This window comes from Endozoicomonas sp. 8E, assembly GCF_032883915.1.
GTDB lineage: Bacteria > Pseudomonadota > Gammaproteobacteria > Pseudomonadales > Endozoicomonadaceae > Endozoicomonas_A.
Map to the genome: position 1 here is coordinate 3168954 of NZ_CP120717.1, position 25932 is coordinate 3194885.

A 25932-nucleotide genomic window follows, 5' to 3' on the forward strand; every position below is an offset into this window, starting at 1 on the left:
TACCAATCAGTTGAGTTTAACGAGCATTTTGCCGGTATTAATGCCTGAGAATAGCCCCAGGAAAGCTTCAGGGGCCTGCTCGATACCTTCAAAAACCGTTTCTTTCCAGGAGATATCGCCTTCCTGTATCCAGTGGCTCATCTGTTGGACAAACTCGGGGTAATGCTCCCAATGTTCGAACACAATAAAGCCCTGCATTTTCAGTTTTTTCACAATTATCTGGGACAGGTTGGCCGGTCCGGGAACAGGTGCGGTAGAGTTGTACTGATCGATCATGCCACACACGGCTATGCGTCCATGATCGTTCATGAGATTGAGGGCGGCTTCAAGGTGCTGGCCGCCGACATTTTCAAAATAGACATCAATGCCTTCAGGGCAAGCTTCGGCAATGGCGTTTGCCAGGTCAGGGGCGGTCTTGTAATTGACGACAGCATCGACTTTCAATTCTTCCTGCAGGTAACGAGCTTTATCGTCAGAGCCAACACTGCCGACAACATAGCAACCTTTAAGCTTTGCAATCTGGCAGACGGTCGACCCTACTGCACCGGATGCTGCAGAAACAAAAACACGGTCGCCTTTTTTTAGCTCAGCAATTTGTGTTAATCCTACCCAGGCTGTCATACCAGGCATACCCAATATTCCCAGGAAGGCCTGATCGTCAATCTCTGTCTGGGGTAGCAACTGAAGGTCTTTATCGTCAGAAATGAAATACTCGCGCCAGCCTTTCATGCTGGACACTTTGCTGCCTGTCGGCAGGGATGGATTTCGTGACTCTATGACTTCGCCGATGGCAGCACCTTCAAGGGGCGCATCCAGAGCAAAGGGTGGCACATAGCTTTTACGATCGATCATGCGTCCACGCATGTAGGGGTCAACAGACATCCAAAGGTTTTTAACCAGAACTTCACCATCCTTCAGCTCTGCAACGGGCTGAGAGACCAGCTTGAAGCAGGTGCTGTCTGGTACACCTTCGGGGCGTCTGGCAAGATGAATCTCGCAATTTTTCTCTATAAACATGAACGGATGTCCTGAAAACGATAGTTCAGGAGGTAATTTATCGTTGTACTTAATATGACTCCAATGCATCATTGTTATATTGATCATGATTGTGAGTAATGAGCTTGCCTGTTGATAATCTGTCGTCTTCCGACTTAAATTTGCTGCCGGTGTTGCAGGTCCTGATGGAAGAGCGAAGTGTGACCCGTGCTGCCGGTCGGTTAAATCTGACTCAGCCTGCTATCAGCCGCAGTCTGGCCAGACTTCGGGTACTTTTTGATGACCCTCTGTTTACCCGGACTCCCCAGGGGCTGGCACCAACTCCACGGGCTCAGGGTATAGCCCTGGATTTGCAGAAATCATTGCAAGACATCAGCCAGTTAATTGAGCCTCCCCGTTTCATAGCGGCAGAGTCTGAACACAGCTTTCGGATGGCGTCTTCAGATTATGGGGCTCATGTATTACTGCCTGAAGTCATAAGGAGGCTCAGTCGGGAGGCTCCGGGAATCTCGCTCGAAATTGTGCCTTGGCGTTCGCATTTGCTCCATGAGATGGATCAGCAGAATGTAGATCTGGCTGTCTGCTCAATCACCGACGCGCCGGCAATGATTCATGGGCGAGGAATAGGTCAGGACAAGTTTGCCTGTGTTGTCAGAGATTCTCACCCCCTGGTGGAACAGGGCATGGATATTGAGCGCTATGCCAGCCATTCCCACGCACTGATTACCATGGGCGGGGAGCGTAAGGGGGCTGTTGACTATCTGTTGGAAGAGCGGGGATTGTCCAGGCGCATTGCCCTGAGGGTGCCGCACTTTATTGCCGCACTGGCTCTGGTGGCCAATACCGATTATATATTGACAGCACCTTATGGGTTGGTGAGAAGCTGTGCCAGTCACTATGGACTGGCGATACTGCCTTTTCCCATGGAGCAAAAGCCTTTTACCTACTCAATCATTTGGCATGAGAGGTATATGAAAGAGCCGGCTCATATCTGGTTCAGGCAGCTTGTCTATGAAGAGCTGACTCAAAAGATCAGTCGGCTTCAGCTCGAGTGCACGGTTTGAGCAGCTGTGGCTTATAACACAAATTTGAGAAGAAAAATTTCATTTCTTTGTTAATTTTCTGTCAATATGGGAAGCACACATAACAAACAGGGAGTGTTTGACATGAAGGCTAAGGGGTTAGCACTGTTGCTGATTTTATTTCCATTGCATTTGATGGCTGAACAGGTGGTAGATAATAAACGCTGTTCATCAGGTCTGGCCATCTATATCGCAGGTGATTATGCCAAAGCGTTTGAGGTACTCAAAGTAGAGGCCGACAATGGGCTGGACTGTGCTCAGCATTGGGTGGCCAGAATGTACCAGATGGGTCATGGTATTCCCATGAACAAAGAGCTTTCTAAAACCTATTATAAATTGGCCGCCGGTCAGGGATTTGAACAGTCCATTTTGCAGCTTGAGTTGTTGAAGAACAATTGAGAAGTGTTGCTGAAGAGTGTCTGGCTCAGCATGGGTATTTTCTCTGCGGCAGTGATAGCACAGAGTTATTGAAATGAAAAAAAGCCTCTGACTACTTCTTATGCTGATCAGGGGCTTTTTTTAATGACGGAGGGTCAGGGGGCAAGTCTGTCCAACTATCTCAATAGCTTAGGGTAATAGTTGTAGAGTAATATCCTCCCCGTGACACACTGTCATCATGATACGTCGAATACCAGTCTTTAATAAGATGATCGGGGTCTCTACGTATCCATAGATAAGGTAATTCGTTACTTGCTTTTTTGTACCACCTTATGAGTGCACTATGTCCCTGGACATCACTGACATTGAAATCGAACCAGGACTGATGCCATGCACAGTGAAAAAACGACGAGGAATAGTATATATGTGTCACTGCTCCCGGCGGAACCCGGGTTCTAAGTCCATTGAAACCAAAATCATCCATAGGATTATCATACATACACTTACCGTCATCCGTGTGCCTGACCCAGTAGCTGTTATCTGTGTTGCTTTTAAAATATAAAACAGCGGTTTTTGCCTGTGCAGTCGAACAAGTTGCCAGTGCAGCAATCAACACAGCACAGCGTATATATTCTTTCTGTATCATGGTATTGACTCTAAAGAACAAGTTCATCGGGACAATTTAGCAAATAGTTAAACAGAAGTATGAAGCCATTTTTGGGGGACCAGTGTCTTCTGACAGGTACGAAAATAAAAAGAAGATAAATTAAATATCTTCAAATTTAAGGTCTATTGTTATGTCTCAATTAATAAAGCCTGCAGGCAAATCCAATTATGAAAACAGCAAGATTTCTCACTATGACTCATCTGTTTCTCTTGTTTGTAGTGTCTGTCATTTTGCCGTTTATTGCCCACAGTGCTGAATTTACCAACCTATTAAGCTGGACTGATGGGTGGAGTTCCTCCAAAGCCATTGAAAAAAGGAGTGAGACATCGGAAGGGATTAGCAAACTGTCATTTATAGGTGGCAGTCCGCCTCTCCATCTTAGTTATGATCGCAAGGCGGTTGACAAGAACATCAAGACAATTTCTGAACTGGAGAACAATCAGCTTTATATCATCCTCAATGGCCAACCAGGCGACTTGTTTAATTTTTGTTTCAGGACACCACCCGCATTTTCGTCGGGAAATTTACCTTACCCCCCGGTAATTAAAAAGCCTTTGAAGGACCAGGGTATGCCGGATATACAAAACGGGGGAGTGAGACTGGTTCCATTAGCGCCAGACAGTGATCGCTGGCAACATGAGTACTCGGCCAGTTGGCGCTTGCCGAAAGGTAATAAGTCGCTGGTTCTGTCCATTGAAAACAATGAGAATGGATGGGTCTTAGAGCCGGAATGTAGCGGTATAGTTTCAGAAAGCACAGGTTTACCGTCGCCTTCGAGAAGCAATATTTATGGCAATATTACTCACGGAAACAAAGAAGCATCATTTGTTGAAATTTTTTTCCTCAGCAAACAGGCTGTAAAAAATGGGCCTGATTATCTTAATGACAAAACTCGTTTAAATGGCCCTTTTTCAATACCCGGAGCCGCTGATATTGCCGATAACAGCCAGCCATTTGCAAGCTCTTCTGGTGGTGGTTTTGGCGGTAGTGATGATTTAGACGATTTATTCAAGAAAAGGCCGGGAAGCGGGTTGGCTCCACTTTACTCTTTTGAATGGGTGAGTGAACTGTTCAGCAGAATGGTGCTGGTGCCTGTCCCTGGCACTGACCGTCAGACGGTTAAAAAACAGGTCTGGGATAACCGGATTGTGCTCAAAATCAGGCAGGGTTGGAATGAGCAGAGGATTATAATTTCGCAGGAACTGTGGAACAGGATAAGGGAGGCAAATCTTGAACGGAGTTCAGAACTTTTTCTGGCATTGTCCGGCAATCCCCATAATCCGGAAGCTGTATTTGATCATTACCTGGACACTAAACCGGCACAATCGCTACAACCAGAAGACTACAGTCGCTATGCAAAGCAAGAGTTCATTCTAAGTCCTAAACAATTACGAAGTGTATCTGTTTTTCCGGGCCATTGCCCCTCTGTGAGCGGTTGCTCCGGAGGAGCCAGTCAGGTTGAGAAGGAAATGGCTGACCTTAGTCTGAAACCACCCACCAATGCCCAATCTCAAAGAGGTTATGGTCTGCACAATCAAGGCAGCCGCAGTGGAAGAGGGAGTGGAGGAGACGATGGGCCAGGAGGGTCACCCAACACTGGGTTATGCCAACATTGTAATAAACCTGCTGTCGCCTCCAATAAGTGTCTCGAATGCCAGAATCGAGAATCTGAACTCGTTGAGCAGGAAGTGACTAAAGGATCGCCTCCTGTAATAAGAGGAGATAAGAAAATACCAGAGCCTGTGGCAAAAGGTGTTGATAATTCAGCAGCGGCTCATCCTCGGTATCAGTCATCAGATACAAGCAAACTGAACTCTGTGACTATGGATTCTGACGCTCACAGGGAAGATGTACAAAATGCCAGGCATCATTCTGACGCACAGGGTTCGGAAGAAGGCTGGCAATTGGTCGCTGATTCACGAGCACGGAAAGGCAAAAAGAAAAAGCGCTCAGGTTTCGTGGGCAAGTCTGTTGTCAGGTATCCACCCTGTGCTGCCCGCCATCATAATAACCCAAGTTCGGGTGCAGCTCAGGGGCAGCAGGCTTTGGTTGATATAGGACTTAAGTTCCGATATGACCAGAACTCAACCCTGACCGGTTTGCAGCTGACTGATTCTGACAGAGGTGATGGTTCCACTGGTTCTCAGTTAACTCCTGCAAAGTTAACTCCTGCAAAAAAAGGGGCAAAAGTAACATTGAAACCTCTGTTGGAGAGACCCCTGTATGATACTCCGCTGATAGATATCGGTGCCAATCTGGTCGGGAAGAATAGGTTTCAAAACTTGCCTGCAGTTGTTGCTGACGCTGTCCGATCGGGGGTCGGCACTATAATTTTAACCGGTGCATCCATCCCAATATCCAGACAGGCCCAAAATGAGGTAATGACATGGGGGAAGCCCTTCCCTGCGTCAGGCAGAGAAACTGATCAGGCAACAGCTATTGGCGATTCCTCTGATGCCTTCCGATGTTCTTTATACTACACCGTGGGCTGTCATCCTCACATGGCCAAAGACTTCTTAAGAGATGGTGGCATCCCGGAAATGAAAAAAATACTTAAGAGGGATCGCAAACGCTGCATCGCAGTGGGTGAGTGCGGGCTTGATTACGATCGAAACTACTCGCCTGTGGAAGATCAGAAAAAAGCTTTTCGGCAACAGCTGGCACTGGCTGTAGAAATGAAAAAACCGTTGTTTTTGCATGAGCGTAACGCTCATGACGATTTCAAGGAAATTCTGGTGGATTATATTGAGCAACTGCCCGCGAAAAAAATGGCCTGCGTTCACTGTTTCACCGGCAATAGCGAGGCTCTGCAAGATTACATCGATCTGGGGTGCTCTATTGGAATTACCGGATGGATTGCTGGTAGCCGCAACAGAGATCTGGTGGAAGCATTGCGTACTGTTGGATGGGATGTTTTGAGGAACCGTCTGATGATTGAGACTGATGCACCATTTTTACGCCCTTTCCGGGTGATGTCCCGTAAAGATAATCCATGGACGGATGGTAAAAAAAGAGTTGATAATGTTCCCGCTAATCTGCCCTATGTGGTCCATGCACTGAGTGTAGTACTGGGTGTAGATGCTGAAGAGATTGCTGCTGCAACCACCCGTAACGCCAGGGAGATATTCTCTCTGTTTGATGATGATTGAAAAGTCAAAGTGCATTTGGAGGGTTGCCCGTGTTCAGGGAATGAACGCAATTCAGAGACGGCTGACCGTATGAAAATAGCTGCCAGAAACTTGGTGATCGGGATTGGTGATCGGGATAGGTGTCTTGAAAAATTCTGAAGGTCTGGAGTCTTCAATTAAAGCGGACAGATAAGGATGTCAGAAGCAACGAAGTTCCAAACAAACGAAACCCGCAAACAAGTCAGCAGGGCTCCAGACGTTTTCGTAATAAATGGCGGTGGGTCAGAGATTCGAACTCTGGGTAGGCTATTAACCTACGCCGGTTTTCAAGACCGGTGCTTTCAACCACTCAGCCAACCCACCGTATTTAGGTGAAAATTCACAATGAAACAACCCCGTCACGTAAGCAAATGCTTATAAGTGCATGATTTCAATGGAAATTTAAATATGGCGGAGGGACAGGGATTCGAACCCTGGGTGGGCTATTAACCCACGCCGGTTTTCAAGACCGGTGCTTTCAACCGCTCAGCCATCCCTCCGCAGCAACGGGATTGAATATTACCTGAAAACGATCAACTGTCAAACCCTTGAAAACCAAAGGATATCTCCTGAATGAAAAAATATTTATGGCAAAGCCTCGGTAAGAAGCAACGGCTGTTACGATTTTGTAACGCCCTCAGGGTACTGTGGGCATCATGTAAAATGAGGTTCTGGATATAGCCGGTATGTTCAGCTCTGGTATACTCCCTATATAAGTCTCAATATGAGGAATAAAAGATGGAACGAAAATCTACCGTTATAGCGTCAAGGCCGACACAGGTTGGCAGCGGCATTGAGATCAACAGTGTTTTGCGCAACACCTACCTGTTGCTGGGTATGACACTGCTGTTCAGTGCTTTTACTGCAGGTGTGGCCATGGCGCTGGAAATCAGCCGTATCACTGCCCTGGTGCTGAGCCTGGTAGGTTTTGGTCTGATTTTCGTTGTTAATAAAACCGCTGACTCAGGCAAAGGTCTGGTGGCTGTTTTTGCTTTCACCGGCGTTCTGGGCGCAGCTCTTGGCCCTATGCTGAACTTCTATCTGGCTCTGCCTAATGGTCCTTCTCTGGTGATGCAGGCTCTGGGTGGAACAGCCGTCGTATTCTTTGCTCTGTCTGCCTATGTACTGGTTACCCGTAAGGACTTCTCATTCATGGGTGGTTTCCTGATGGTTGGCCTGATTGTGGCCGTTATTGCCAGTATCGCCCTGATCTTCTTCCAGATCCCGGCGGCATCCATGGCACTGTCTGCGGCTATTGTCCTGCTGATGTCCGGTTTTATCCTGTTTGATACCAGCCGTATCATCCATGGCGGCGAAACCAACTATATCCGCGCTACCGTCTCTCTGTATCTGAATATCTACAATCTGTTTACGGCTCTGCTTTCTCTGCTGGGCATGTCTGACGACTAAGTATTCGACGGTCTGTATAAATACCCCGGTATCCCCGGGGTATTTTTTTGTCGAAGGGAGTCTTTGAATGAAATACGCACTGGCTGTTTACGGTGCTTCCGGTACCGGGCAGTCTTCACTGACAGCACTTTCTTTTGCCAGGGCTCTGTTGGCTTGTGGCCATGAGATTATTCGGGTGTTTTTTTATCAGGAAGGTGTGCACAATGCTTCCAGCCTGGTTTCTCCGCCTCAGGATGAGGTGAATCTGCCGGAACAGTGGCAAAAGCTGATAACAGAGCAGGGTATTGATGCCGTTGTCTGCATCGCAGCGGCCCTTCGCAGAGGTGTGGTGAACACTGAAGAAGCTGAAAGGTACGAACTGTCGGGAAGCAATCTCAGAGAGGGTTATGATCTCTCGGGACTGGGCCAGTTACTTGAAGCGACGATTGAGGCCGATCGTCTGGTTACTTTTGGAGACTAAGCATGAGTCAATCCATTTGTATCATATCGACGCAGGCCCCTTACCGTGGTCAATTTGCCAAAGAAGCCCTGGACGCTGTACTGGTTTCTGCATCCTACGAGATCCCAACCAGTCTGTTGCTGATGGGGGATGGTGTTTATCAGATCCTGGATGGGCAGTCTCCCGGACAGCTGCAAAGGAAAAAACTTTCAGCCCTTTTTCAATCCCTGGAGCTCTACGGCATTGAAACAGTTTATGTGGATGGAGAATCGCTGGCAGAGCGTCACCTTGATCCAGAGCAGTTATTACCCCTGTACACACTTCTGGAAGGGGACGCGGTGGCCTCTTTCCTGGCACAGCAAGATAAGGTATTGAGTTTCTGATGGCTACTCTGCATACAGTCAATAAAGCCGGACAACCCTTGGAGCTCTGCCTGAGAGCCCTTAATGCCGGTGACAGTATCCTGCTTCTGGAAGAGGGCGTTTACGCTTTGTATGAAGCCAGTGATGTGTTATCAGATCTTCTCAGGCATGTTGCCGTCTATGTGCTGGAGGCGGATGTACTGGCCCGGGGAGTGACGAACAGAGACGATCTGGATATCGGTATGGTGGACTATCAGGGATTTGTTGAGCTGACGGAGACCAACGACAAGGTGGTTAGCTGGTTTTAGAATATGTCGGATTTAAAGCTTGATAAAGACGGTTATCTGGTGAACCTCAGTGACTGGAATCCTGAGGTAGCGGGTCAGTTAGCGGCTGAAGACCATGTTATTTTGACCCATGAACACTGGGAAATCCTTAATCTGCTCAGAGAGTATTATCAGCAATTTGAACACGCTCCCAGTCAAAGACCTTTTGTGAAATACGTTGCCAACCAGCTGGGAAAAGAGAAGGGGAACAGTCTTTATCTGATGAAGCTGTTTCCCGGCAGTCCCGCCAAACTGGCTGCCAGAATTGCAGGTCTGCCCAGACCTACAAACTGTTTCTAGGAGCCTGACCGAGAATAGCGCCCGTAGCGAGGACGGCAGAAAATTGAGGATGAAAATTCGGTTTTGTAAGGAGAATAGCGAGCTATTTGACGAACAAAAGCGGATTTTCAGACCAATTTGCTGCCGCCGCAGTAGGGCAGTCTATTCTCGGTCAGGCTCCTAGCAGCTTGTGGAGATGTTGAAAGTGCGGTATACCACAGAAGTATTGCCAGTACGGGTCCTCAATCCAACGCTCAACGACCTGTTCATCGGAAAGTGCAAAAGCGTGTTTGAGGTAATGCACTCCGACCGTCAGCCGAGTGCGTTTGGGTGGCTGTCCAGATTCACCGGGAAGCTTCTGAGGCATTGCTATCTTGGCGATAGACATGCCAGCAACGCAGCTCCAGTCCATAATTTTCCAGGACAGATTTGATATGATCGCGAGGTCCGATTGCTTTATTGTCTAACCTTTTTCCCCTGAGATAAGCATTAAAAATGTAATCCGGCGTGAATAGCCTGGGTTTTAAGTCTATTTGCCGTTGTAATCTCTCTGTCATTGCGGAAGTCATAGCCAGATAGTGACTCCGCTGCTCAGGAAGTTTTGCCAGAAACTGGTTTAACCGGTCAATATCACCATTTTCTGCATTCATTTCTGCGGCTTTTGCCTCTTGAAGGGATTTTGTCTCATTATCTTCCGACGAAACGCAATTCGGTAATGCATGGTAATGCTTGGTATACACCAGTTCCGGGGGAATATAAAGCTGGGGAGAGGATGCATACGGATCTTCGGTGGCCAGGACAAAACAACCGGGATTGTTTTTTATGAGTGTGGTGATGTAATACTCAGTTTCCCCCCGTACAATCTCCCCGGAGAGTTTTTCTTCTTCTGAAGGCGTGCCGGTGAAAGGATGTAAGACGGTAAACAAAGTGGTTGCCGGTGTAGCGTCAGCAATTTCCTGGGCCGGGATTATGTTGATAGGCAGTGGCTTGTTGTAGAAAACTGCATAGAGACTACCGTAAATATTTGCGATATCCACAGGAATTACTTTAATGTGACATTCCCGCTCATTGAGATAGTTTTGCATTAACAGAGATATCTTTGCGTTACCACAACCAATATCAACAATGTATTTGATTTCGCTGTTTTTGTGCAAAAAATCAACCAGGAAGCTGAAGTTAAAGAGTTCCACATTGTCCCTGTCTGCCTCCTGGGCTGAATCAACAAATGATTGCGAAGTATCCAGTGTCATCAGTTTCTGGTTGCCGATCTGGGCAGTTTTCGGTTCAGCCGTACCCGATACATTGGCATGGCTCGCACAGTAATTGCGCCGGGGATTATTATACATACGGGCATATCCATACGAGTGAGTTTCAGGGTATGCTGCGGAATGAGGGTTTAAACCAGTAATGGTTCGGCTTGAAAGACTGGCGGCCTGTTGTTCCTGAATTCCATCGCCGTCGGTTTGCAATTGTGGGGCGATGTTATGTTTTTGCCTGACATGATCAGGTTTGTCAGGGGGAGTTTCTCTGGTAAATTCCTGTTGTGTCGTCGGAGCCTGTAAATTGGCAGTGTCCATACTTCTAATCATGACATTTCTCCTTGTCGACGAGTCATCAAAAAGATCAGACATTTTATTCAGCTTGGGCCGGTTTTAGTCTGTGCTTTCATATTTAGACCAAAGTACTAGTTATTAGTTCAATCCATAAACCGGGCGTTGTTGACGGCTCATTCCCAGGCTGGAGAGGGTGTCGGGCAGCTTCAATTTGAAGAATAGGGCTCTTTCGCAGTTTCGCTGGTCACTTCTGAGGCACTGATGTCCTGACGATAAACATGCCAGCAACGCAGCTCCAATTTATTAGTTGCTACGTGATGTTTGATACTTTCGAAAAGTGCGACATTTTCCTTGCATAACATTCCATTAACATGCAACCGGAAGATGTTATCTGGCCAGAATTCCTCGGGCTCTGTGAGTATGTGCCTATAGCATCGGTCGGCAATGTTTGAGATCGAATCCAGATAACGATCCCGCTGTTCAGGAAGTTTTGCCAGCAACTGGTTTAGCCGGTGAATAACACCGCTTTCTGCATTCATTTCTGCGGCTTTTGCCTGACGACCTGGCTTTGTCTCTATATCCCACGGCCAAAAGCAATTCGCGTACGCCCAGTAATGTTTGGTGTACACCAGTTCCGGGGGAATATAAAGCTGGGGTGAAGATGCATGCGGATCTTCGGTGGCCAGGACAAAACAGCCGGGATTGTTGATTATGAGTGTGGTGATGTAATAGCAAGTTTTCCCCTGAGCAATCTTGCGGGTCAGCTTTATTGCTTCTTCTCTCACGCCGGTGTAAGGGTGTATGGCGGTAAACAAAGTGGTTGCCGGTGAAGCGCCAGCAATTTCCTGGGCCCGGATGATGTTGATGGGCAGTGTCTTGTCATAGAAAGTGCCATTGGCACGAGCATAAACATTGCTGACATCTACAGGAATTACTTTGACCCGGAATTTCAGTTCATTAAGGTAGTTTTGCATTAACAGGGATATTTCCCCGTCACCACAGCCAATATCAACAATGTATTTGATATCGCTGTTTTTGCGTAAAAAATCAACCAGGAAGCTGAAATTATAAAATTCGATAGTGTTCCTTTTTGCTTCCATTGCTGGATCAACGAATGACTGCGAAGTATCCAGCGTCATCAGCGACTGGTTGCCAATCCGGACAGTTTTTGGTTTAACCCTGCCCGGTACATTGGCATAGGTCGCACAGTAGTTGCGCTGGGGGTTATTATTCATATAGACATCAAATGTGCGCTTGGAACTACCTCGGTATGGCCTCAAAGAAGTGCTGTTCTGTCTGGGATGTTTATCCTGTCTGTGGCTGCGCGAGGCTGTGGCGCGGCGTTTCTTTGGTATGGTGGGTTCAGAATGCTCGTCGAGCGCTTGTAAACGGCGCTTTTTTGCTACTTTTTGGTTTTTCGTGAATGCGGTTGGGCATCTGTGTTTAAGGCCTGACGAACCCCCGGTAATGAGCTCACTGCAAGTGGGACAAGACAAAGATTGCTGGTTTATCTGTTCTTGCCTTCCATTCCTTTCGGTAGGTGCTCTGCCGGGTTCCGGGGTTTGTTCTGAGCTGCGTCCTGAGTGGCGCATTGCATGGTTTTCAGATCGGGTCGATCTATCATTTCTCCTATTATTCCTGCCTTCAGGGTTTACGGGTCTTCGGGCACCAGAACGGTTATTGGTATCCTTTTCAGGGGGATGAAAAGGCTGCTTGCGAATAAAGCGGTTCCATTGATGCCAGCCGCCACCCGCTGGCAGCGACGGACCGAAAATCTCCGGATACAGTGACTCAAGGAAGCTCTGGCTATACAGACTGAACCGCAAGTGGGCTTCAAATCGGCTGATGGATAACAGCTTGCCGTTGTGTTGGATGATGTATGACAGTTGTCCACTAGTGTCCTGCACATAAAAGGCTGCCCCGTGAATGAATGCAAGAAATCTTAATAATGGGTCATCGTACAACGAGTTCAGCAGCCGTTGATTAGCCCACCTGAAGACAGATCCGACACCGGCAGTACTTCTGTAAACAGACTCAGCGGTAATAAGTTGCGGCCAGTTTTCATTGTCCATATCGCTGACTTTCGCCACAGCAGGAAACTCCGAAGGCACAAGAACCAGCGATTCTTCCTGATTAAGCCTTAGCCAGATTGAGTCCTGGAATAAAACCGGGATGTCGGGCTCGGCATGACGGATTGGCAGGGAGAAGGGAGCAGGGAGGAGACGGACTAACGGGTTTTTTTCCGGGACGGCTGAAACGGTGGCATCAAACGGAAATGAAGGGCTCTCGTCGTCTTGTGCAGGCAGGGGTGGTGGATTCAGTTCTGGCAACAAGTTCTTTGCTTCGGGAATGCTCCGATAAACGGTGGCCAGCAGGGGTAACAACGAACTCAGTGCAATGGGCTCAGCGAGACTACCCACGGCCATTGTCTGCGGTATGGTTGCCAGTTGCATCATAAGACAGAAAAAAAGCATCCTGCAGACGGCCAGTGAGTCATCTATTTTCCTCATGCTATCGGATCAGCCTATGACGAATCCAATGTTGCATTGCAGGGTAGTATGATGGACCCCACTGTCAAGTCAGTAAATCAACAAGTCCAGGTTAATTTTCGGCAGTGGTTGACATTCCCTTATGCAAAGTGAATTGCCTGGGGTGTCTTGCACTTCAATTGGAAGAAAAGGCCCCTCTAACCGCCTGACTGTTAACTTTTAAGGCATTGCTATCCTGACGATAGACATGCCAGCAACGCATCTCCAACTTCTTTACTGCTAAGTCATATTTAATTCTAAGAAATGGTTTTACAGGCTCGAAAATTCTCACCTGTTCAAGATACGAATTGAAGATTTTCTCTGGCCAAAGTTGCTCAGGTTCTTCGGGTAAGTCCTTTTGCAACCTTTCCCTGATTAGAGGGATCGAGCACAAATAATTATTCCGATTAATAGTAGGAAATTTTGCCAGCAACCGGTTTAAACAGTAAATATCACCGTTTTCTGCATTTGTCTTCGCGGCTTCTGCCTGACGATGAGACAATGTCTCATAGTCGTCCGGAAAAAAGGCATTTGCGAATGCGTGGTAATGTTTGGTGTACACCATTTCCGGGGGAATATAAAGCTGGGGTGAAGATGCGTGCATATCTTCGGTGGTCATTACAAAACAGCCGGGATTGTTTTTCAGGAGTGTGGTGAGGTAATAGTCGGTTTTCCCCTGTGCAATTTCCCTGATCAGTTGCTCTGCTTCCTGGCCCTCTTCGGTAAAAGGGCGTATGGCAGTAAACAAAGTGGTTGCCGGTGTAGCGCCAGCAATTTCCTGAGCCGGGATAATGTTGATGGGCAGTGGCTTGTTGTGGTTGTATACATTGTCGTAAGCATTGGCAATATCAACCGGAATCACTTTAATCTGAACTCCCTGTTCTTTGAGATAGTTTTGCATTAACAGGGATTTTTTTCCGTCACCACAGCCAATATCAACAATGTATTTGATTTCGTTGTTTTTGTCTAAAAAATCAACCAGGTAGCTGAAGTTATGGTGTCCCAAATCTTCCCTGTCTCCTTCCAGATCCGGATCAACAAATGATTGCGAAGTATCCAGCGTAATCAGTTCCTGGTTGCCAATCTGGACAGTTTCCGGCTCAAACATAGGCGGTACATTGGCATAGGTCGCATAGTAGTTGCCCCGGGGGGTATTATCCATATGGGCTCTGCGTGTAGCCTCGGAACTACCTGGGTAGGGTTTGCAAGGAGCGTTCAGTTCTATGGGACGTTTTTGTCCAATGTGTTCACTGGTCTCAGGGGCACACTGGCTGAGTGAGGCTGTCTCAAAAGTCTTGCGCATTTTTGCTGCGCCGGGATCAAAACGTTCAATTACTTTTTGTGAACTGCGGTTGTTCGCCAATTTTTGCCTTGTCTCAGTTTTGCTGGCTACTTCTGCGTCTGACTCGTGGGGAGGAGGCAATAGGCTATTGGAAGAAAAGGCCCCTCTAACCGCCTGGCTGTTAACTTTTGAGGCATTGGTATCCTGACGATAGACATGCCAGCAACGCATCTCCAAATTGTTTCTTGTTAAGTCATCTTGAATTCCAGGACATGAACTTACAGGTTCGAAACATCTGATATTTTCAAGAAACGAATTGAAGATGTTGTCTGCCCAAAGTTGCTCAGGTTCTTTGGGTAATTCCTTTTGTAACTTTTCCCTGATTAGAGGGATCGAGTACAAATAAATATTCCGATCTCTGGTAGGAAATTTTGCCAGCAACTGGTTTAAACAGTAAATATCACCGTTTTCTGCATTTGTCCTCGCGGCTTTTGCCTGACGATCAGACAATGTCTCATAGTCATGCGGCGAAAAGGCATTTGCGAATGCGTGGTAATGTTTGGTGTAAACCATTTCCGGGGGAATATAACGCTGGGGTGAAGATGCGTTCGGATCTTCGGTGGTCAGTACAAAACAGCCGGGATTGTTTTTCAGGAGTGTGGTGAGGTAATAGTCGGTTTTCCCCTCTGCAATTTCCCTGATCAGTTGCTCTGCTTCCCGGCCCTCTTCGGTAAAAGGGCGTATGGCGGTAAACAAAGTGGTTGCCGGTGTAGCACCAGCAATTTCCTGAGCCGGGATAATGTTGATGGGCAGTGGCTTGTTGTCGTTATATCCATTGTCATAAGCATTGGCAATATCAACAGGAATCACTTTAATCTGAACTCCCTGTTCTTTGAGATAGTTTTGCATTAACAGGGATTTTTTTCCGTCACCACAGCCAATATCAACAATGTATTTGATTTCGTTGTTTTCGTTTAAAAAATCAACCAGGAAACTGAAGTTAAGAGATTCCACCTCACTCCTTTTTGCCTCCAGGGCTGGATCAATATATGACTGTGAAGTATCCAGTGTTATTAGTTCCTGATTGCCAATCTGGACAGTTTCCAGTTCAAACGTATGCGGTACATTGGCGTAGGTCGCATAGAAGTTGCTCCGGGGGTTATTATCCATATGGGAATAACCTTCATCGTCGGAACTGCCTGGGTAGGCTTTGCGAGGAGCGTTGAGCTGTATGGGACGCTTATCTTGTTCAATGTATTTACTGGCCTCAGGGACACTATGGCTGTTAGTTTTGCTGGCTACTTTTGCGTCTGCCTCGCGCAGATTGGGTAATGGGCTGTTTATATCTGCATTCAAATCAGTAACGGTTCGGCTTGAAAGATCGACGCTCTGTTGTTGAATTTCATTGCCGTCGGTTTTCAGATGAGGTGGGGTGTCATGTTTTTGTACAACATCATCAGGTTTACCAGGGTGAGTTTCTTTAGTATTGCCCGGTAATGTCGTCGGAACGACAGGGTTGTCCATACCTCTAATCATGACTGTTCTCCTTGTCGATGAGCATGCAAAAAGATTAACGATGTTTATTCAGCTTGCGCCGATAATAGTCAGTGCTTATGGATTTAGACCAAGGTACAAGTTATTAGTTCAATCCATAAACTGAACTTTGTTCTGGGGGGGGCTGTATGCATAGGTTTCTGAGAGTTATACATCCCTGCAACAGAACCTGTCTGCTAGCTTGAATTTGAAAAAGAGGGTTCTTTAACCGCTTGGCTGTTAACTTTTGAGGCATTGGTATCCTGACGATAGACATGCCAGCAACGCATCTCTAAATTGTTTTTTGTTAAGTCACGTTGAATTCCAAGATATGAACTTATTGGCTCGAAACATGTGATATTTTCAAGAAACGAATTGAAGATGCTGTCTGGGCGAAGTTGCTCAGGTTCTTCAGGTAATTCCTTTTGTAAATTTTCCCTGATCAGAGGGATCGAGTACAAATAAATATTCCGATCTCTGGTAGGAAATTTTGCCAGCAACTGGTTTAAACGGTAAATATCACCGTTTTCTGCATTTATCTCTGCGGCTTTTGCCTGACGATCAGACAATGTCTCAAAATCGTGCGGCGAAAAGGCATTTGCGAATGCATGGTAATGTCTGGTGTACACCATTTCCGGGGAGATATAACGCTGGGGTGAAGATAGGTACGGATCTTCGGTGGCCAGTACAAAACAGCCGGGATTGTTTTTCAGGAGTGTGGTGAGGTAATAATCGGTTTTCCCCTGTGCAATTTCCCTGATCAGTTGCTCTGCTTCCCGATCCTCTTCGGTAAAGGGGCGTATAGCGGTAAACAAAGTGGTTGCCGGTGTAGCGCCAGCAATTTCCTGAGCCGGGATAATGTTGATGGGCAGTGGCTTGTTGTGGTTATATACATTGTCGTAAGCATTGGCAATATCAACAGGAATCACTTTAATCAGAACTCCTTGTTCTTTGAGATAGTTTTGCATTAACAGGGATTTTTTTCCGTCAGCACAGCCAATATCAACAATGTATTTGATTTCGTTGTTTTTGCGTAAAAAATCAGCCAGGAAACTGAAGTTAAGAGACACCACATCACTCCTTTTTGCCTCAAGAGCTTTATCAACATATGACTGTGAAGTATCCAGCGTTATCAGTTTCTGGTTGCCAATCTGGACAGTTTCCGGTTTAAACCTACGCGGTACATTGGCATAGGTCGCATAGTAGTTGCCGCAGGGGTTATTATCCATATGGGCTTCACCTTGACGCCTGGAACTACCTGGGTAGGGTCTGCATGGAGCGCTCAGCTCGATGGGACGTTCATCTTGTCTAATGTGTTTACTGGCCTCAGGGGCACTCTGGCTGTGCGAGGCGGTCTCAGAAGTCTTGCGTTTTTTTGATTTGCTGGGATCAAAACGTTGCTCTAATACTTGTGAACTGCGTTTGTTCGGCATTTTTTGCCTTGTCTGATTTTTGCTGGCTACTTTTGCGTCTGCCTCGCGCGGATTGGGTAATGGGCTGGTGTCAGTGTTTACATCTGCATTCGTAACGGTTCGGCTTGAAAGATCGACGCTCTGTTGTTGAATTTCCTTGCCGTCGGTTTTCAGATGAGCTGGGGTGTCATGTTTTTGTACAACATCATCAGGTTTACCAGGGTGAGTTTCTTTAGTATTGCCCGGTAATGTCGTCGGAACGACAGGGTTGTCTATACCTCTAATCATGACTGTTCTCCTTGTCGATGAGCACGCAAAAAGATTAACGACGTTTATTCAACTTGAGCCGATAATAGTCAGTGCTTATGGATTTAGACCAAGGTATAAGTTATTAGTTCAATCCATAAACTGAACTTTGTTCTGGGGGGCTGCATGTATAGGCTTCTGAGGTATTCATATCCTGGCGAAAGACGTGCCAGCAACGCAGCTCCAATGCATTTCTTTTAACGTCATATTGGATATCATCATAAGACCTGACACCCTCGATACGGGACCTTTTATCAAGATACAATCTGAAGATCTCATCTGGCCAAAATCGATCGGGCTTTTTGACTATTTCTGGTTGTAATTGATCTTTCAATGCAGAGATCTCAGCTTGATAGCTGTCCCGCATTTCAGGAAGTTTGGCGAGCAACTGGTTTAACCGGTGAATATCACTGTTTTCTGCATTCATTTCTGCGGCTTTTGCCTGACGAATGGCTTTCTCTGTCTCACAAGCCTTTGGAATAAGGAAGTTCGGGTAGGCATAGTAATGCTTGCTATACACCAGTTCCGGGGGAATATAATGCTGTGGTGAGGATACATAAGGATCTTCGGTGGTCAGGACAAAACAGCCGGGATTGTTTTTTATCAGTGCGGTGAGATAAAAGTCAGTGATTCCCTCTCTAATTTCCTTATTCAGTCTTCTTGCTCCTGAGCCTGAGCCGGTAAAAGGGTGTGTGGCGGTAAACAAAGTGGTTGCGGGTGAAGCATTGGCAATTTCCTGGGCCGGGATCAGGTTGATGGGCAGTGCCCTGGCACCGGTAGCTTCATTGGCATAATCATTACGGACGTCCACAGGAATTACTTTGATCCGCAATCCCTTTTCATTGAGATAGTTTTGCATTAACAAGGATATTGTTCCTCGGTTACAGCCAATATCAACAATGTATTCAATTTGGTTGTTTTGGTATAAAAAATTAACCAGAAAGTCGAAGTGATACAATTCCAAAAAGCGCCTTTCTGCCGCCAGATTCGAATCAACAAATGGTTGCGAAGTAGCAAGCGTGATCAGTTGCTGATTACCAATCCGGACTGTTTCCGGTGTAACTGTTTCCGGTAGATTGGCATAGCTAGCCGAGTAGTTACCCTGGGGATTATTATCCATATAGACTGATGTACATCTGGAAGTACCGGGATATGGCCTGGAAGGCGTCTTCAAATAAGCAACGTCACGGCAGGAAAGACTGAAGACTTGTTGCTCGTGGATTTCCTCACCATCGGTTTTCAGAAAAGGGGTGATCTCTTGTTTTTGCGTACAATGAACAGGTTTGTCAGGGGGAGTTTTTTCAGTACTGACCTGTTCTGTCGTCTTGACGTTTAAATGAGCAGTCTCCATATCTCTAATCACGATGGTTCTCCATGTCGATTAATAAGCAATAAGATCAAAAATCCTTATTCAGTTTGAACTGGTAAAAGTTTTGCGTTTTCTCTTCAGACCAAAATATTAAGTACTCAGCCATACGGAATCGAATATTTCTGGCTTATTGGGCAGGTGCTCTGCAAGGCGCAACGACGGGAACATAGCAAGCTATGTGACCAGAGTTGCAACGCAGGAGCAGTTGCCGCGAGTGCCTGAAGAATGAGTCAGAAAATATGATTTCGTATGGTTGAGTACTTAATACTGAGTTCCATTCATAAAACGGACTGTCTGGTAGTTTCCATTTGAAAAATACGGCTCTTTAGTAGCCTGGCTGGAAACCTCTGAGGCATTGATATCCTGACGATAGACATGCCAGCAACGCATCTCCAATCCATTTTGTACCAGGTCATATTTAATATCACGGTATAACCTGAAACCCTTGATAGATGCCATCTTGTCAAGATACAACTTGAAGATCTTGTCTGGCCTGGCTCGCTCAGGTTTTCCGGGCAATTCCACTTGTAATTTTTGTTTAATTGCAGGGATTGAGGCCAGGTAATGGGCCCGCTCTTCAGGAAGTTTTGCCAGCAAATGGTTTAACCGGTGAATATCACCTTTTTCTGCATTCATTCTCATGGCTTTTGCCTCTTGGTTGGGGTTTGTTTGATAATCATCCAGCGTCATGTTACTTGCGAGTGCCTGATAATGTTTGGTGTAAACCAGCTCAGGAGGAATATAATGCTGGGGCGAGGACAGGTAGGGATCTTCAGTTGCCAGGACAAAACAGCCGGGATTGTTTTTTATCAGCCTGGTGAGGTAATAGTCAGTCATCCCCTGTGTAATCTCCCTGCTCAGTCGTCTTGCTACTGAGCCAGAGTCAGTATAAGGGTGAATAGCAGTGAACAAAGTGGTTGCCGGTGCCGCGCCAGCAATTTCCTGGGCCGGTATCAGGTTGATGGGCAGGGTCGTGGCGACGTCAGATTTACCGGCATAAGCATTGCTGACATCCACAGGAATCACTTTGATCGGTAATGTCTTTTCGTTGAGATAGTTTTGCATTGACAGCGATGCTTCTGCGTTACCACAGCCAATATCGACAATGTATTCGATGGTGTTGTTTTGGCGTAAAAAATCAGCCAGAAAATTGAAGTTATACAATTCCGAATCAATTCTGTCTTCCGCCAGGGTTGGATCAACAAATCGCTGCGACGTATCCAGCGTAATCAGCCGCTGGTTGCCAATCTGGACAGTTTCCGGCTTAACCGAAGCGGGTACATTGGCATAGGTTGCAGAGAAATTGCCGCGGGGACTGTTATCCATAAAGGCAGGCTCGTACCTGGGATGACCAGGGTATGGTCTGGAGGGAGCGATCTGTTGTGTGGGACGTCTGTCTTGTCCAATAGGTCCACTGGCCTCAGGGACGCTCTGGCAATGCGAGGCTGTTGCAAGAGTGGGTCGCTTCGCTGATACAGCGTTAAAAAGTGGCTCAAAATACTCACCTGCTTCTTGTAAACGACGATTTTTGGCCGCTTTTTGTTTTGTCACAGCGTTACTTGCTACTTTTTCGACAGTCTCGTGCAGAGGGGAGGGCGACGGACTGATTTCAGGGTTGTTTGAGTCCGAATTTAAATCAGTAATCACTCGGCTCGAAAGACTTATGGTTTGTCGTTGTTGAATTCCGTCGCCGTCGGTTTTCAGATGTGGGGTGATGTTATTTTTTTGCGTAATATCATCAGGTTTGCCATAGGGGCTTTTTTCTGTACTGCCCTGTTTTGCCGTCTGAATGGGAGAATTGGCTGTGCCCGTACTACGAATCATGACTAGTCTCCACGTCTATGCAACAAGATCAATAACTTTATTCACCTTGCACGGGTTAAAAATTGGAAATTGTTTGTTTAGACCAAAATATCAACGCTTAGTTCAACTCAAGCTCTTCAGGGATAACTGTGCCAATTTGAAAATTAGGTGTTTTTCGCCGCCTGGCTTGCCACTTCTGAGGGATTGATAGCCTGACGATAGACATGCCAGCAAAGCATCTCCAATTGCTCATGTCTGACTCCAGGTCTCGATCAACCAATGATTGCGAAGTATCCAGGGTCATCAGATTCTGTTTGCCAATCCGGACAGTTTCCCGTTCAACCGAAGCCGGTACATTGGCATGTCTCGCACAGTAATTGCGCCGGGTATTATTATCCATCAAGGCAAATACGCGTCTGTAACCGGAAGTATCAGGGTATGGCGTTAAGGGAGTGTTCTGCTGTGTGGGACGTTTATCTTGTCCAATGTGTTCACTGGTCTCAGAGACGCTCTGGTTGTGCAAGGTCATCTTAAAAGTTTTGCGCTTCTCTGGTACGGTGGGATCAAAACGTTCATTGACTTCTTGTGCACTGCGTTTGTGCGCCACTTTTTGCCCTGTCTCAGTTTTGCTGCCTACTTTTGCGTCTGCCTCACGCGGTTTGGGTAATGGGCTGGTGTCTGAGTTGTTTATACCTGAATTCAAATCAGTAACGGTTCGGCTTGAAAAATCGACAGTCTGTTGTTGAATTGCGTTGCCGTCGGTTTTCAGATGAGAGGTAATGTCATGTTTTTGTGCAACATCATCAGGTTTACCAGGACGAGTCTCTTTAGTATTGCCCTGTTTTGCCGTCGGAACGAGAGAGTTGAAAGTGTCCATATCTCTGATCATGACTGTTCTCCTTGTCGATGAGTATGCAAAAAGATTAAAAACGTTTATTCAGCTTGATCCGATAATAGTCGGTGCTTATAGATTTAGACCAAGGTACAAGTTATTGGTTCAATCCATAAACCGAATCTTCTTCTATGGGGGCTGCATTCACAGGGTTTCTGAGAGCTATACATCCGAACCTGTCTGGTAGCTTCAATTTGAAAAAGGGGGTTCTTTAACAGCCTGGCTGGCAACTTCTGAGGTATTGATATCCTGGCGATAAACATGCCAGCAAAGCATCTCCAATTTATTATTTTTTACTTCACGTTTGATACTTCTGAGAGTTTTGCCAACTTCTTTAAACAGGTTGCCATTAAGATGCAACTTGAAGATGGTATCTGGCCAGAATTTAGAGGGCGTTCTGAGTATTCGCTGTTGTTCCCGAGCTGTAATTGTGGCGATCGAAGCCAGATAACTCTCGCGCTGTTCAGGCAGTTTTGCCAGTAACTGGTTTAGTCGGTAGATATCACCGTTTTCTGAATTCATTTCCGTGGCCTTCGCCTGCCGAAGGGCCTTGGCCCCATCGGTCTCCAACGAAATCCTGTATACGAATGCCTGGTAATGTTTGGTGTACACCAGTTCCGGGGGAATATAACGCTGCGGTGAGGAGGCACAGCGGTCTTCGGTGGCCAGGACAAAACAGCCGGGATTGTTTTTTATGAGTGTGGTGATGTAATAGTCAGTTTTCCCCTGTGTAATGTCCCTGCTTAGCTCTCTTGATTCAGCGTAGTGGCCGGTAAAAGGGTGTATGGCGACAAACAGAGTGTTTGCCGGTGTAGCGCCAACAATTTCCTGGGCCGCTATTATGTTGATGGGCAGTGACTTGACAGCTTCTTCGTCGTAATAATTGTAAACGTCTACGGGAATTACTTTGATCTTGAAATTCTGTTCGTTGAGAACGTTTTGTACTAACAGGGATGTTTGTCCGCCACCACAGCCAATATCAACAATGTATTCGATAGTGTTGTTTTTACGTAAAAAATCAATCAGGTAGTCGAAGTTAAACTCTTCCCAATTGCTCCTGTGTGACTCCAGGGCTGGATCAACAAAGGGCTGCGAAGTATCCAGCGTCATCAGATTCTGGTTGCCAATCCGGACAGTTTCCGGTTCAACCGTTATCGGTACATTGGCATGTCTCGCACGATAATTGCGCTGGATATTGTTATCCATCAAGGTATACACGCGTCTGTAACCGGAAGTATCAGGGTATGGCGTGGAGGGAGTGATCTGCTGTGGGGTACGTTTATCTTGTTCAATGTGTCCACTGGTCTCAGCGAGACTCTTGCTAAGAGACTGGCTAATGCTAAGAGACTGGCTACGTGAGGCTGTGGCAAAAGTGCGGGGTTTCTTCGCTGGTATGGCGGGTTCACAATGCTCTTTTACTTCTTGTAAACGGCGCTTTTTCGCCACTTTTTGGTTCATCATGAAGGCCGGTGGGCAGCTGTGGTCAGAGTCTGAGGAACCTCTGGTAATGGGCTCGGTGCAAATATGACAATACTGGCGTTGTTGGTTTATCTGCTCTTGCCTTCTATTCCTTACGGTAGATGCTGTGCCGGGTTCCGGGGTTTGTTCTGAGCTGCGTTCTGAGTGACCCATTGTATGGGCTTCAGATCCAGTCGATCTATCATTTCTCCTATCATTCCTGCCTTCAGGGTTTACAGGTTTTTGGACGGCAGAACGGTTATTGGCATCCTGTTCAGGGGGATGAAAAGGCTGTTTGCGAATGAAGTGGTTCCATTCATGCCAGCCGCCACCCGCTGGCAGCGACGGACCGAAAATCTCCGGATACAGTGACTCAAGGAAGCTCTGGTTATACAGACTGAACCGCAGGTAGGCCTCAAATCTGCTGACGGATAACAGCTTGCCGTTGTGTTGGAAGATGTATGACAGTTGTCCACTAGTGTCTTGCACATGAAAGGCTGCCCCGTGAATGAATGCAAGAAATCTTAATAACGGGTCATCGTAAAACGATTTCAGTAGCCGTTGATTAGCCCACCTGAAGACAGATCCGACACCGGCAGTATTACTGTAAACAGACTCAGCGGTAATGAGTTGCGGCCAGTTTTCATCGGACATATCGCTGACTTTCGCCACGGCAGGAAACTCCGTAGGCACAAGAGCCAGCGATTCTTCCTGATTAAGCCTTAGCCAGATTGAATCCTGAAATAAAACCGAAATGCCGGGCTCAGCGTAACGGATTGACAGGGGGAAGGGGGCAGGGAGGAGGTGGGTTAACGGTTTTTTTACCGGGTCAAGGTCATTGTTATCCGATCTGTCATGGTCATTGCTCGCAAAAAACCGATATTTGTGACAATGACCAGTTGGATCAATGTGTTTTGCGACGCTGGTCAGGTAAGACGGGTTCTGTTCTGGCAACAAGTTCTTTGCTTCGGGAATATTCCGGTAAACAGTGGCCATCAAGGGTAACAGCGAACTCAGTGAAATGGGCTCATTGAGACTACCCAGGGCCACTGCCTGCTGTATTGTCGCCTGCATCATAAGACAGAATAAGAGCAGCCTGCAAATAGCCAGTGTGTAATGTATTTTGTTCATGTCACCCCAATACCTGTCTTTCACAATACCGGTCAGGAAGCCATTGATGAGTAACTATGACAGAACATAAAAATTATTGCCGATGGGCTCTCCGTAATACCAGCTGCTCCATTACTTCCGTTGTCCAGATATGGATCAGACCTAACGAATTCGATGCCGGATAAAGGGTAGACTATCAGGCAGAGAGTCATCGCCAACAACAAGGCTTAATATCAACTTATGCCTTCAATAAAAGCGGGCTGTCTTGTGGCTTCAATTTGAAAATCAGGGTTCTTTCCCAGCCTGGCCTGCAACCTCTGAGGTATTGATATCCTGACGATAGACATGCCAGCAACGCATCTCCAATCCATTTTCTATGAGCTCAGTTTGGATGCTTTCGAAAGGTTTGAAAGGTTTGATAGCTGCCTTGATTAATGCATAGTCAATATGCAACTTGAAGATATTATCTGGCCAGAATTCCTCTGGCTCTTCGAGCATGTACTCTTTTATACCATCTGTAATCTCGGAGATTGAAGCCAGATAACTATCCCGCTGTTCGGGAAGTTTTGCCAGCAACTGGTTTAACCGGCTAATATAACCGTTTTCTGAATTCATTTTTTCGGCTCTTTCCTGACGAACAGACACTGGCTCAGAACAGGGCGAGCGAAAGCAAATCGGGTACGCATGGTAATGTTTCGTGTACACTAATTCCGGGGGAATATAACGCTGGGGGGAGGATGTGTACAGATCTTCGGTGGCCAGGACAAAACAGCCGGGATTATTTTTTATCAGTGTGGTGATGTAATAGTCAGTTTTTCCCTGTGTAATCTCCCTGCTCAGTTTGTCTGCTGCAAACTCCAGCTCGGTAAAAGGGTGTATGGCGGTAAACAGGGTAGTTGCCGGTGAAGCACCAGCAATTTCTTGGGCCGGAATTAAGTTGAAGGGGATTGGTTTGTTGTCATTATATTCAGTATCTGCACAAGAATTGTTGACATCCACAGGAATGACTTTGATCTGCGATCCAAGCTCCCTGAGGTGATTTTGCATTAACAGGGATATCTTTCCGTCACCACAGCCAATATCAACAATGTATTTAATTTTGTCGTTTTTTTTCAAAAAATCAACCAGGTAGTTGAAGTTAAATGATTCCAAAAAGCTTTTTTCTTCCGCCAGATCAGGATCAATAAATTTTTGCGAAGGATCCAGTGTCATCAGTTTATGATCACCAATCCGGACCGTTTCCGGTATAAACTCATCCGATAGATTGGCATAGGTAGCATAGTAATGGCCAATGGAACTATTATCCATAATGCTTTTGTGCGATTCGGATGAACCGTAATACGGCCTTCTGGAAGGCGTCTTCAAATCACTAACAGTTCGGCTTGAAAGATCGACGTTCTGTTGTTGAATTTCGTTGCCGTCGGTTTTCAGATAAGGGGTGATGTCATGTTTTTGCGTAACATCATCAGGTTTACCAGGGCGAGTTTCTTCAGTATGGCCCTGTATTGTCGTCGAAACGACAGAGTCGAAAGTGTCCATAGCTCTAATCATGACTGTTCTCCTTGTCGATGAGTGTGTAA

The 25932-nt window shown here is 46.5% G+C and carries 18 protein-coding genes, 2 tRNA genes and 1 pseudogene; 8 read left to right on the forward strand and 13 right to left on the reverse strand.

Going from position 1 to position 25932, the window contains the following annotated elements; genetic code table 11:
- Window positions 1-6 precede the first annotated feature (6 nt).
- Entirely contained in the window at window positions 7-1017 is a 1011-nt protein-coding gene (locus P6910_RS10295; protein WP_317146171.1) for an NADP-dependent oxidoreductase, read from the reverse strand.
- 104 nt (window positions 1018-1121) lie between these two features.
- Between P6910_RS10295 and P6910_RS10300 the strand changes: the two genes are divergently transcribed.
- From P6910_RS10300 to P6910_RS10310, 3 genes are all read left to right on the forward strand, one after another.
- Window positions 1122-2060: a LysR family transcriptional regulator gene (locus tag P6910_RS10300; protein WP_317146172.1), complete on the forward strand. Its 939-nt coding sequence runs from the start codon at window positions 1122-1124 to the stop codon at window positions 2058-2060.
- A gap of 102 nt (window positions 2061-2162) precedes the next feature.
- Window positions 2163-2477, forward strand: coding sequence for a hypothetical protein (locus tag P6910_RS10305; protein WP_317146173.1), 315 nt, complete (start codon window positions 2163-2165; stop codon window positions 2475-2477).
- 813 nt (window positions 2478-3290) lie between these two features.
- Window positions 3291-6272, forward strand: coding sequence for a TatD family hydrolase (locus P6910_RS10310; RefSeq protein ID WP_317146174.1), 2982 nt, complete (start codon window positions 3291-3293; stop codon window positions 6270-6272).
- 251 nt (window positions 6273-6523) lie between these two features.
- On the opposite strand, the gene P6910_RS10315 is transcribed toward P6910_RS10310, so the two are convergent.
- Window positions 6524-6614: transfer RNA gene (locus P6910_RS10315), tRNA-Ser, on the reverse strand.
- Window positions 6615-6699: 85 nt separating this feature from the next.
- Window positions 6700-6790, reverse strand: a tRNA-Ser gene (locus tag P6910_RS10320).
- A gap of 238 nt (window positions 6791-7028) precedes the next feature.
- Here P6910_RS10320 and P6910_RS10325 point away from each other — a divergent pair.
- The 5 genes from P6910_RS10325 to P6910_RS10345 all read left to right on the forward strand — a co-directional run bounded on the left by P6910_RS10325 (window position 7029) and on the right by P6910_RS10345 (window position 9127).
- Window positions 7029-7700, forward strand: a complete 672-nt coding sequence (locus P6910_RS10325) for a Bax inhibitor-1/YccA family protein (RefSeq protein WP_317146175.1) — start codon at window positions 7029-7031, stop codon at window positions 7698-7700.
- Window positions 7701-7767: 67 nt separating this feature from the next.
- The gene (gene tusD, locus P6910_RS10330) at window positions 7768-8160 is read left to right on the forward strand and encodes a sulfurtransferase complex subunit TusD (RefSeq protein ID WP_317146176.1); all 393 of its coding nucleotides are present in this window, start codon (window positions 7768-7770) and stop codon (window positions 8158-8160) included.
- Window positions 8161-8162: 2 nt separating this feature from the next.
- Entirely contained in the window at window positions 8163-8522 is a 360-nt protein-coding gene (gene tusC / locus P6910_RS10335) for a sulfurtransferase complex subunit TusC (protein ID WP_317146177.1), read from the forward strand.
- A complete protein-coding gene (tusB, locus tag P6910_RS10340; protein ID WP_317146178.1) occupies window positions 8522-8809 on the forward strand; it encodes a sulfurtransferase complex subunit TusB in 288 nt (95 codons plus the stop codon). The genes tusC and tusB overlap by 1 nt, the downstream gene beginning before the upstream one ends.
- A 3-nt stretch (window positions 8810-8812) precedes the next feature.
- Complete coding sequence (locus P6910_RS10345; protein ID WP_317146179.1) at window positions 8813-9127, forward strand: TusE/DsrC/DsvC family sulfur relay protein; 315 nt, start codon at window positions 8813-8815, stop codon at window positions 9125-9127.
- A 175-nt stretch (window positions 9128-9302) separates the two neighbouring features.
- Here P6910_RS10345 and P6910_RS10350 read toward each other — a convergent pair.
- From P6910_RS10350 to P6910_RS10395, 10 genes and pseudogenes are all read right to left on the reverse strand, one after another.
- A pseudogene (locus tag P6910_RS10350) lies at window positions 9303-9446 on the reverse strand (transposase); the annotation flags it as partial.
- A gap of 4 nt (window positions 9447-9450) precedes the next feature.
- Entirely contained in the window at window positions 9451-10695 is a 1245-nt protein-coding gene (locus tag P6910_RS10355) for a hypothetical protein (RefSeq protein WP_317146180.1), read from the reverse strand.
- A gap of 170 nt (window positions 10696-10865) precedes the next feature.
- A complete protein-coding gene (locus tag P6910_RS10360; RefSeq protein ID WP_317146181.1) occupies window positions 10866-13169 on the reverse strand; it encodes a hypothetical protein in 2304 nt (767 codons plus the stop codon).
- Window positions 13170-13323: 154 nt separating this feature from the next.
- The gene (locus tag P6910_RS10365; protein WP_317146182.1) at window positions 13324-16005 is read right to left on the reverse strand and encodes a hypothetical protein; all 2682 of its coding nucleotides are present in this window, start codon (window positions 16003-16005) and stop codon (window positions 13324-13326) included.
- 194 nt (window positions 16006-16199) lie between these two features.
- Window positions 16200-17231, reverse strand: coding sequence for a hypothetical protein (locus P6910_RS10370; protein ID WP_317146183.1), 1032 nt, complete (start codon window positions 17229-17231; stop codon window positions 16200-16202).
- A 574-nt stretch (window positions 17232-17805) separates the two neighbouring features.
- Complete coding sequence (locus P6910_RS10375) at window positions 17806-19083, reverse strand: hypothetical protein (RefSeq protein WP_317146184.1); 1278 nt, start codon at window positions 19081-19083, stop codon at window positions 17806-17808.
- Between the two features lie 267 nt (window positions 19084-19350).
- Window positions 19351-20913: a hypothetical protein gene (locus tag P6910_RS10380; protein ID WP_317146185.1), complete on the reverse strand. Its 1563-nt coding sequence runs from the start codon at window positions 20911-20913 to the stop codon at window positions 19351-19353.
- 97 nt (window positions 20914-21010) lie between these two features.
- Window positions 21011-21781 (reverse strand): hypothetical protein, encoded by a 771-nt coding sequence (locus P6910_RS10385; RefSeq protein ID WP_317146186.1) that lies wholly within the window; start codon window positions 21779-21781, stop codon window positions 21011-21013.
- A 192-nt stretch (window positions 21782-21973) separates the two neighbouring features.
- Window positions 21974-24373: a hypothetical protein gene (locus tag P6910_RS10390; RefSeq protein WP_317146187.1), complete on the reverse strand. Its 2400-nt coding sequence runs from the start codon at window positions 24371-24373 to the stop codon at window positions 21974-21976.
- 264 nt (window positions 24374-24637) lie between these two features.
- Entirely contained in the window at window positions 24638-25903 is a 1266-nt protein-coding gene (locus tag P6910_RS10395; RefSeq protein WP_317146188.1) for a hypothetical protein, read from the reverse strand.
- Window positions 25904-25932 lie beyond the last annotated feature (29 nt).

Excerpts from the sequence above, each read along its gene's own strand:
- P6910_RS10295 (WP_317146171.1), bottom strand. The coding sequence starts at position 1,017 with ATGTTTATAGAGAAAAATTGCGAGATTCATCTTGCCAGACGCCCCGAA.
- P6910_RS10305 (WP_317146173.1), top strand. The coding sequence starts at position 2,163 with ATGAAGGCTAAGGGGTTAGCACTGTTGCTGATTTTATTTCCATTGCAT.
- P6910_RS10310 (WP_317146174.1), top strand. The coding sequence starts at position 3,291 with ATGAAAACAGCAAGATTTCTCACTATGACTCATCTGTTTCTCTTGTTT.
- P6910_RS10325 (WP_317146175.1), top strand. The coding sequence starts at position 7,029 with ATGGAACGAAAATCTACCGTTATAGCGTCAAGGCCGACACAGGTTGGC.
- tusD (WP_317146176.1), top strand. The coding sequence starts at position 7,768 with ATGAAATACGCACTGGCTGTTTACGGTGCTTCCGGTACCGGGCAGTCT.
- tusC (WP_317146177.1), top strand. The coding sequence starts at position 8,163 with ATGAGTCAATCCATTTGTATCATATCGACGCAGGCCCCTTACCGTGGT.
- tusB (WP_317146178.1), top strand. The coding sequence starts at position 8,522 with ATGGCTACTCTGCATACAGTCAATAAAGCCGGACAACCCTTGGAGCTC.
- P6910_RS10345 (WP_317146179.1), top strand. The coding sequence starts at position 8,813 with ATGTCGGATTTAAAGCTTGATAAAGACGGTTATCTGGTGAACCTCAGT.
- P6910_RS10355 (WP_317146180.1), bottom strand. The coding sequence starts at position 10,695 with ATGATTAGAAGTATGGACACTGCCAATTTACAGGCTCCGACGACACAA.
- P6910_RS10360 (WP_317146181.1), bottom strand. The coding sequence starts at position 13,169 with ATGAGGAAAATAGATGACTCACTGGCCGTCTGCAGGATGCTTTTTTTC.
- P6910_RS10365 (WP_317146182.1), bottom strand. The coding sequence starts at position 16,005 with ATGATTAGAGGTATGGACAACCCTGTCGTTCCGACGACATTACCGGGC.
- P6910_RS10370 (WP_317146183.1), bottom strand. The coding sequence starts at position 17,231 with ATGGATAATAACCCCTGCGGCAACTACTATGCGACCTATGCCAATGTA.
- P6910_RS10380 (WP_317146185.1), bottom strand. The coding sequence starts at position 20,913 with ATGATTCGTAGTACGGGCACAGCCAATTCTCCCATTCAGACGGCAAAA.
- P6910_RS10385 (WP_317146186.1), bottom strand. The coding sequence starts at position 21,781 with ATGATCAGAGATATGGACACTTTCAACTCTCTCGTTCCGACGGCAAAA.
- P6910_RS10390 (WP_317146187.1), bottom strand. The coding sequence starts at position 24,373 with ATGAACAAAATACATTACACACTGGCTATTTGCAGGCTGCTCTTATTC.
- P6910_RS10395 (WP_317146188.1), bottom strand. The coding sequence starts at position 25,903 with ATGATTAGAGCTATGGACACTTTCGACTCTGTCGTTTCGACGACAATA.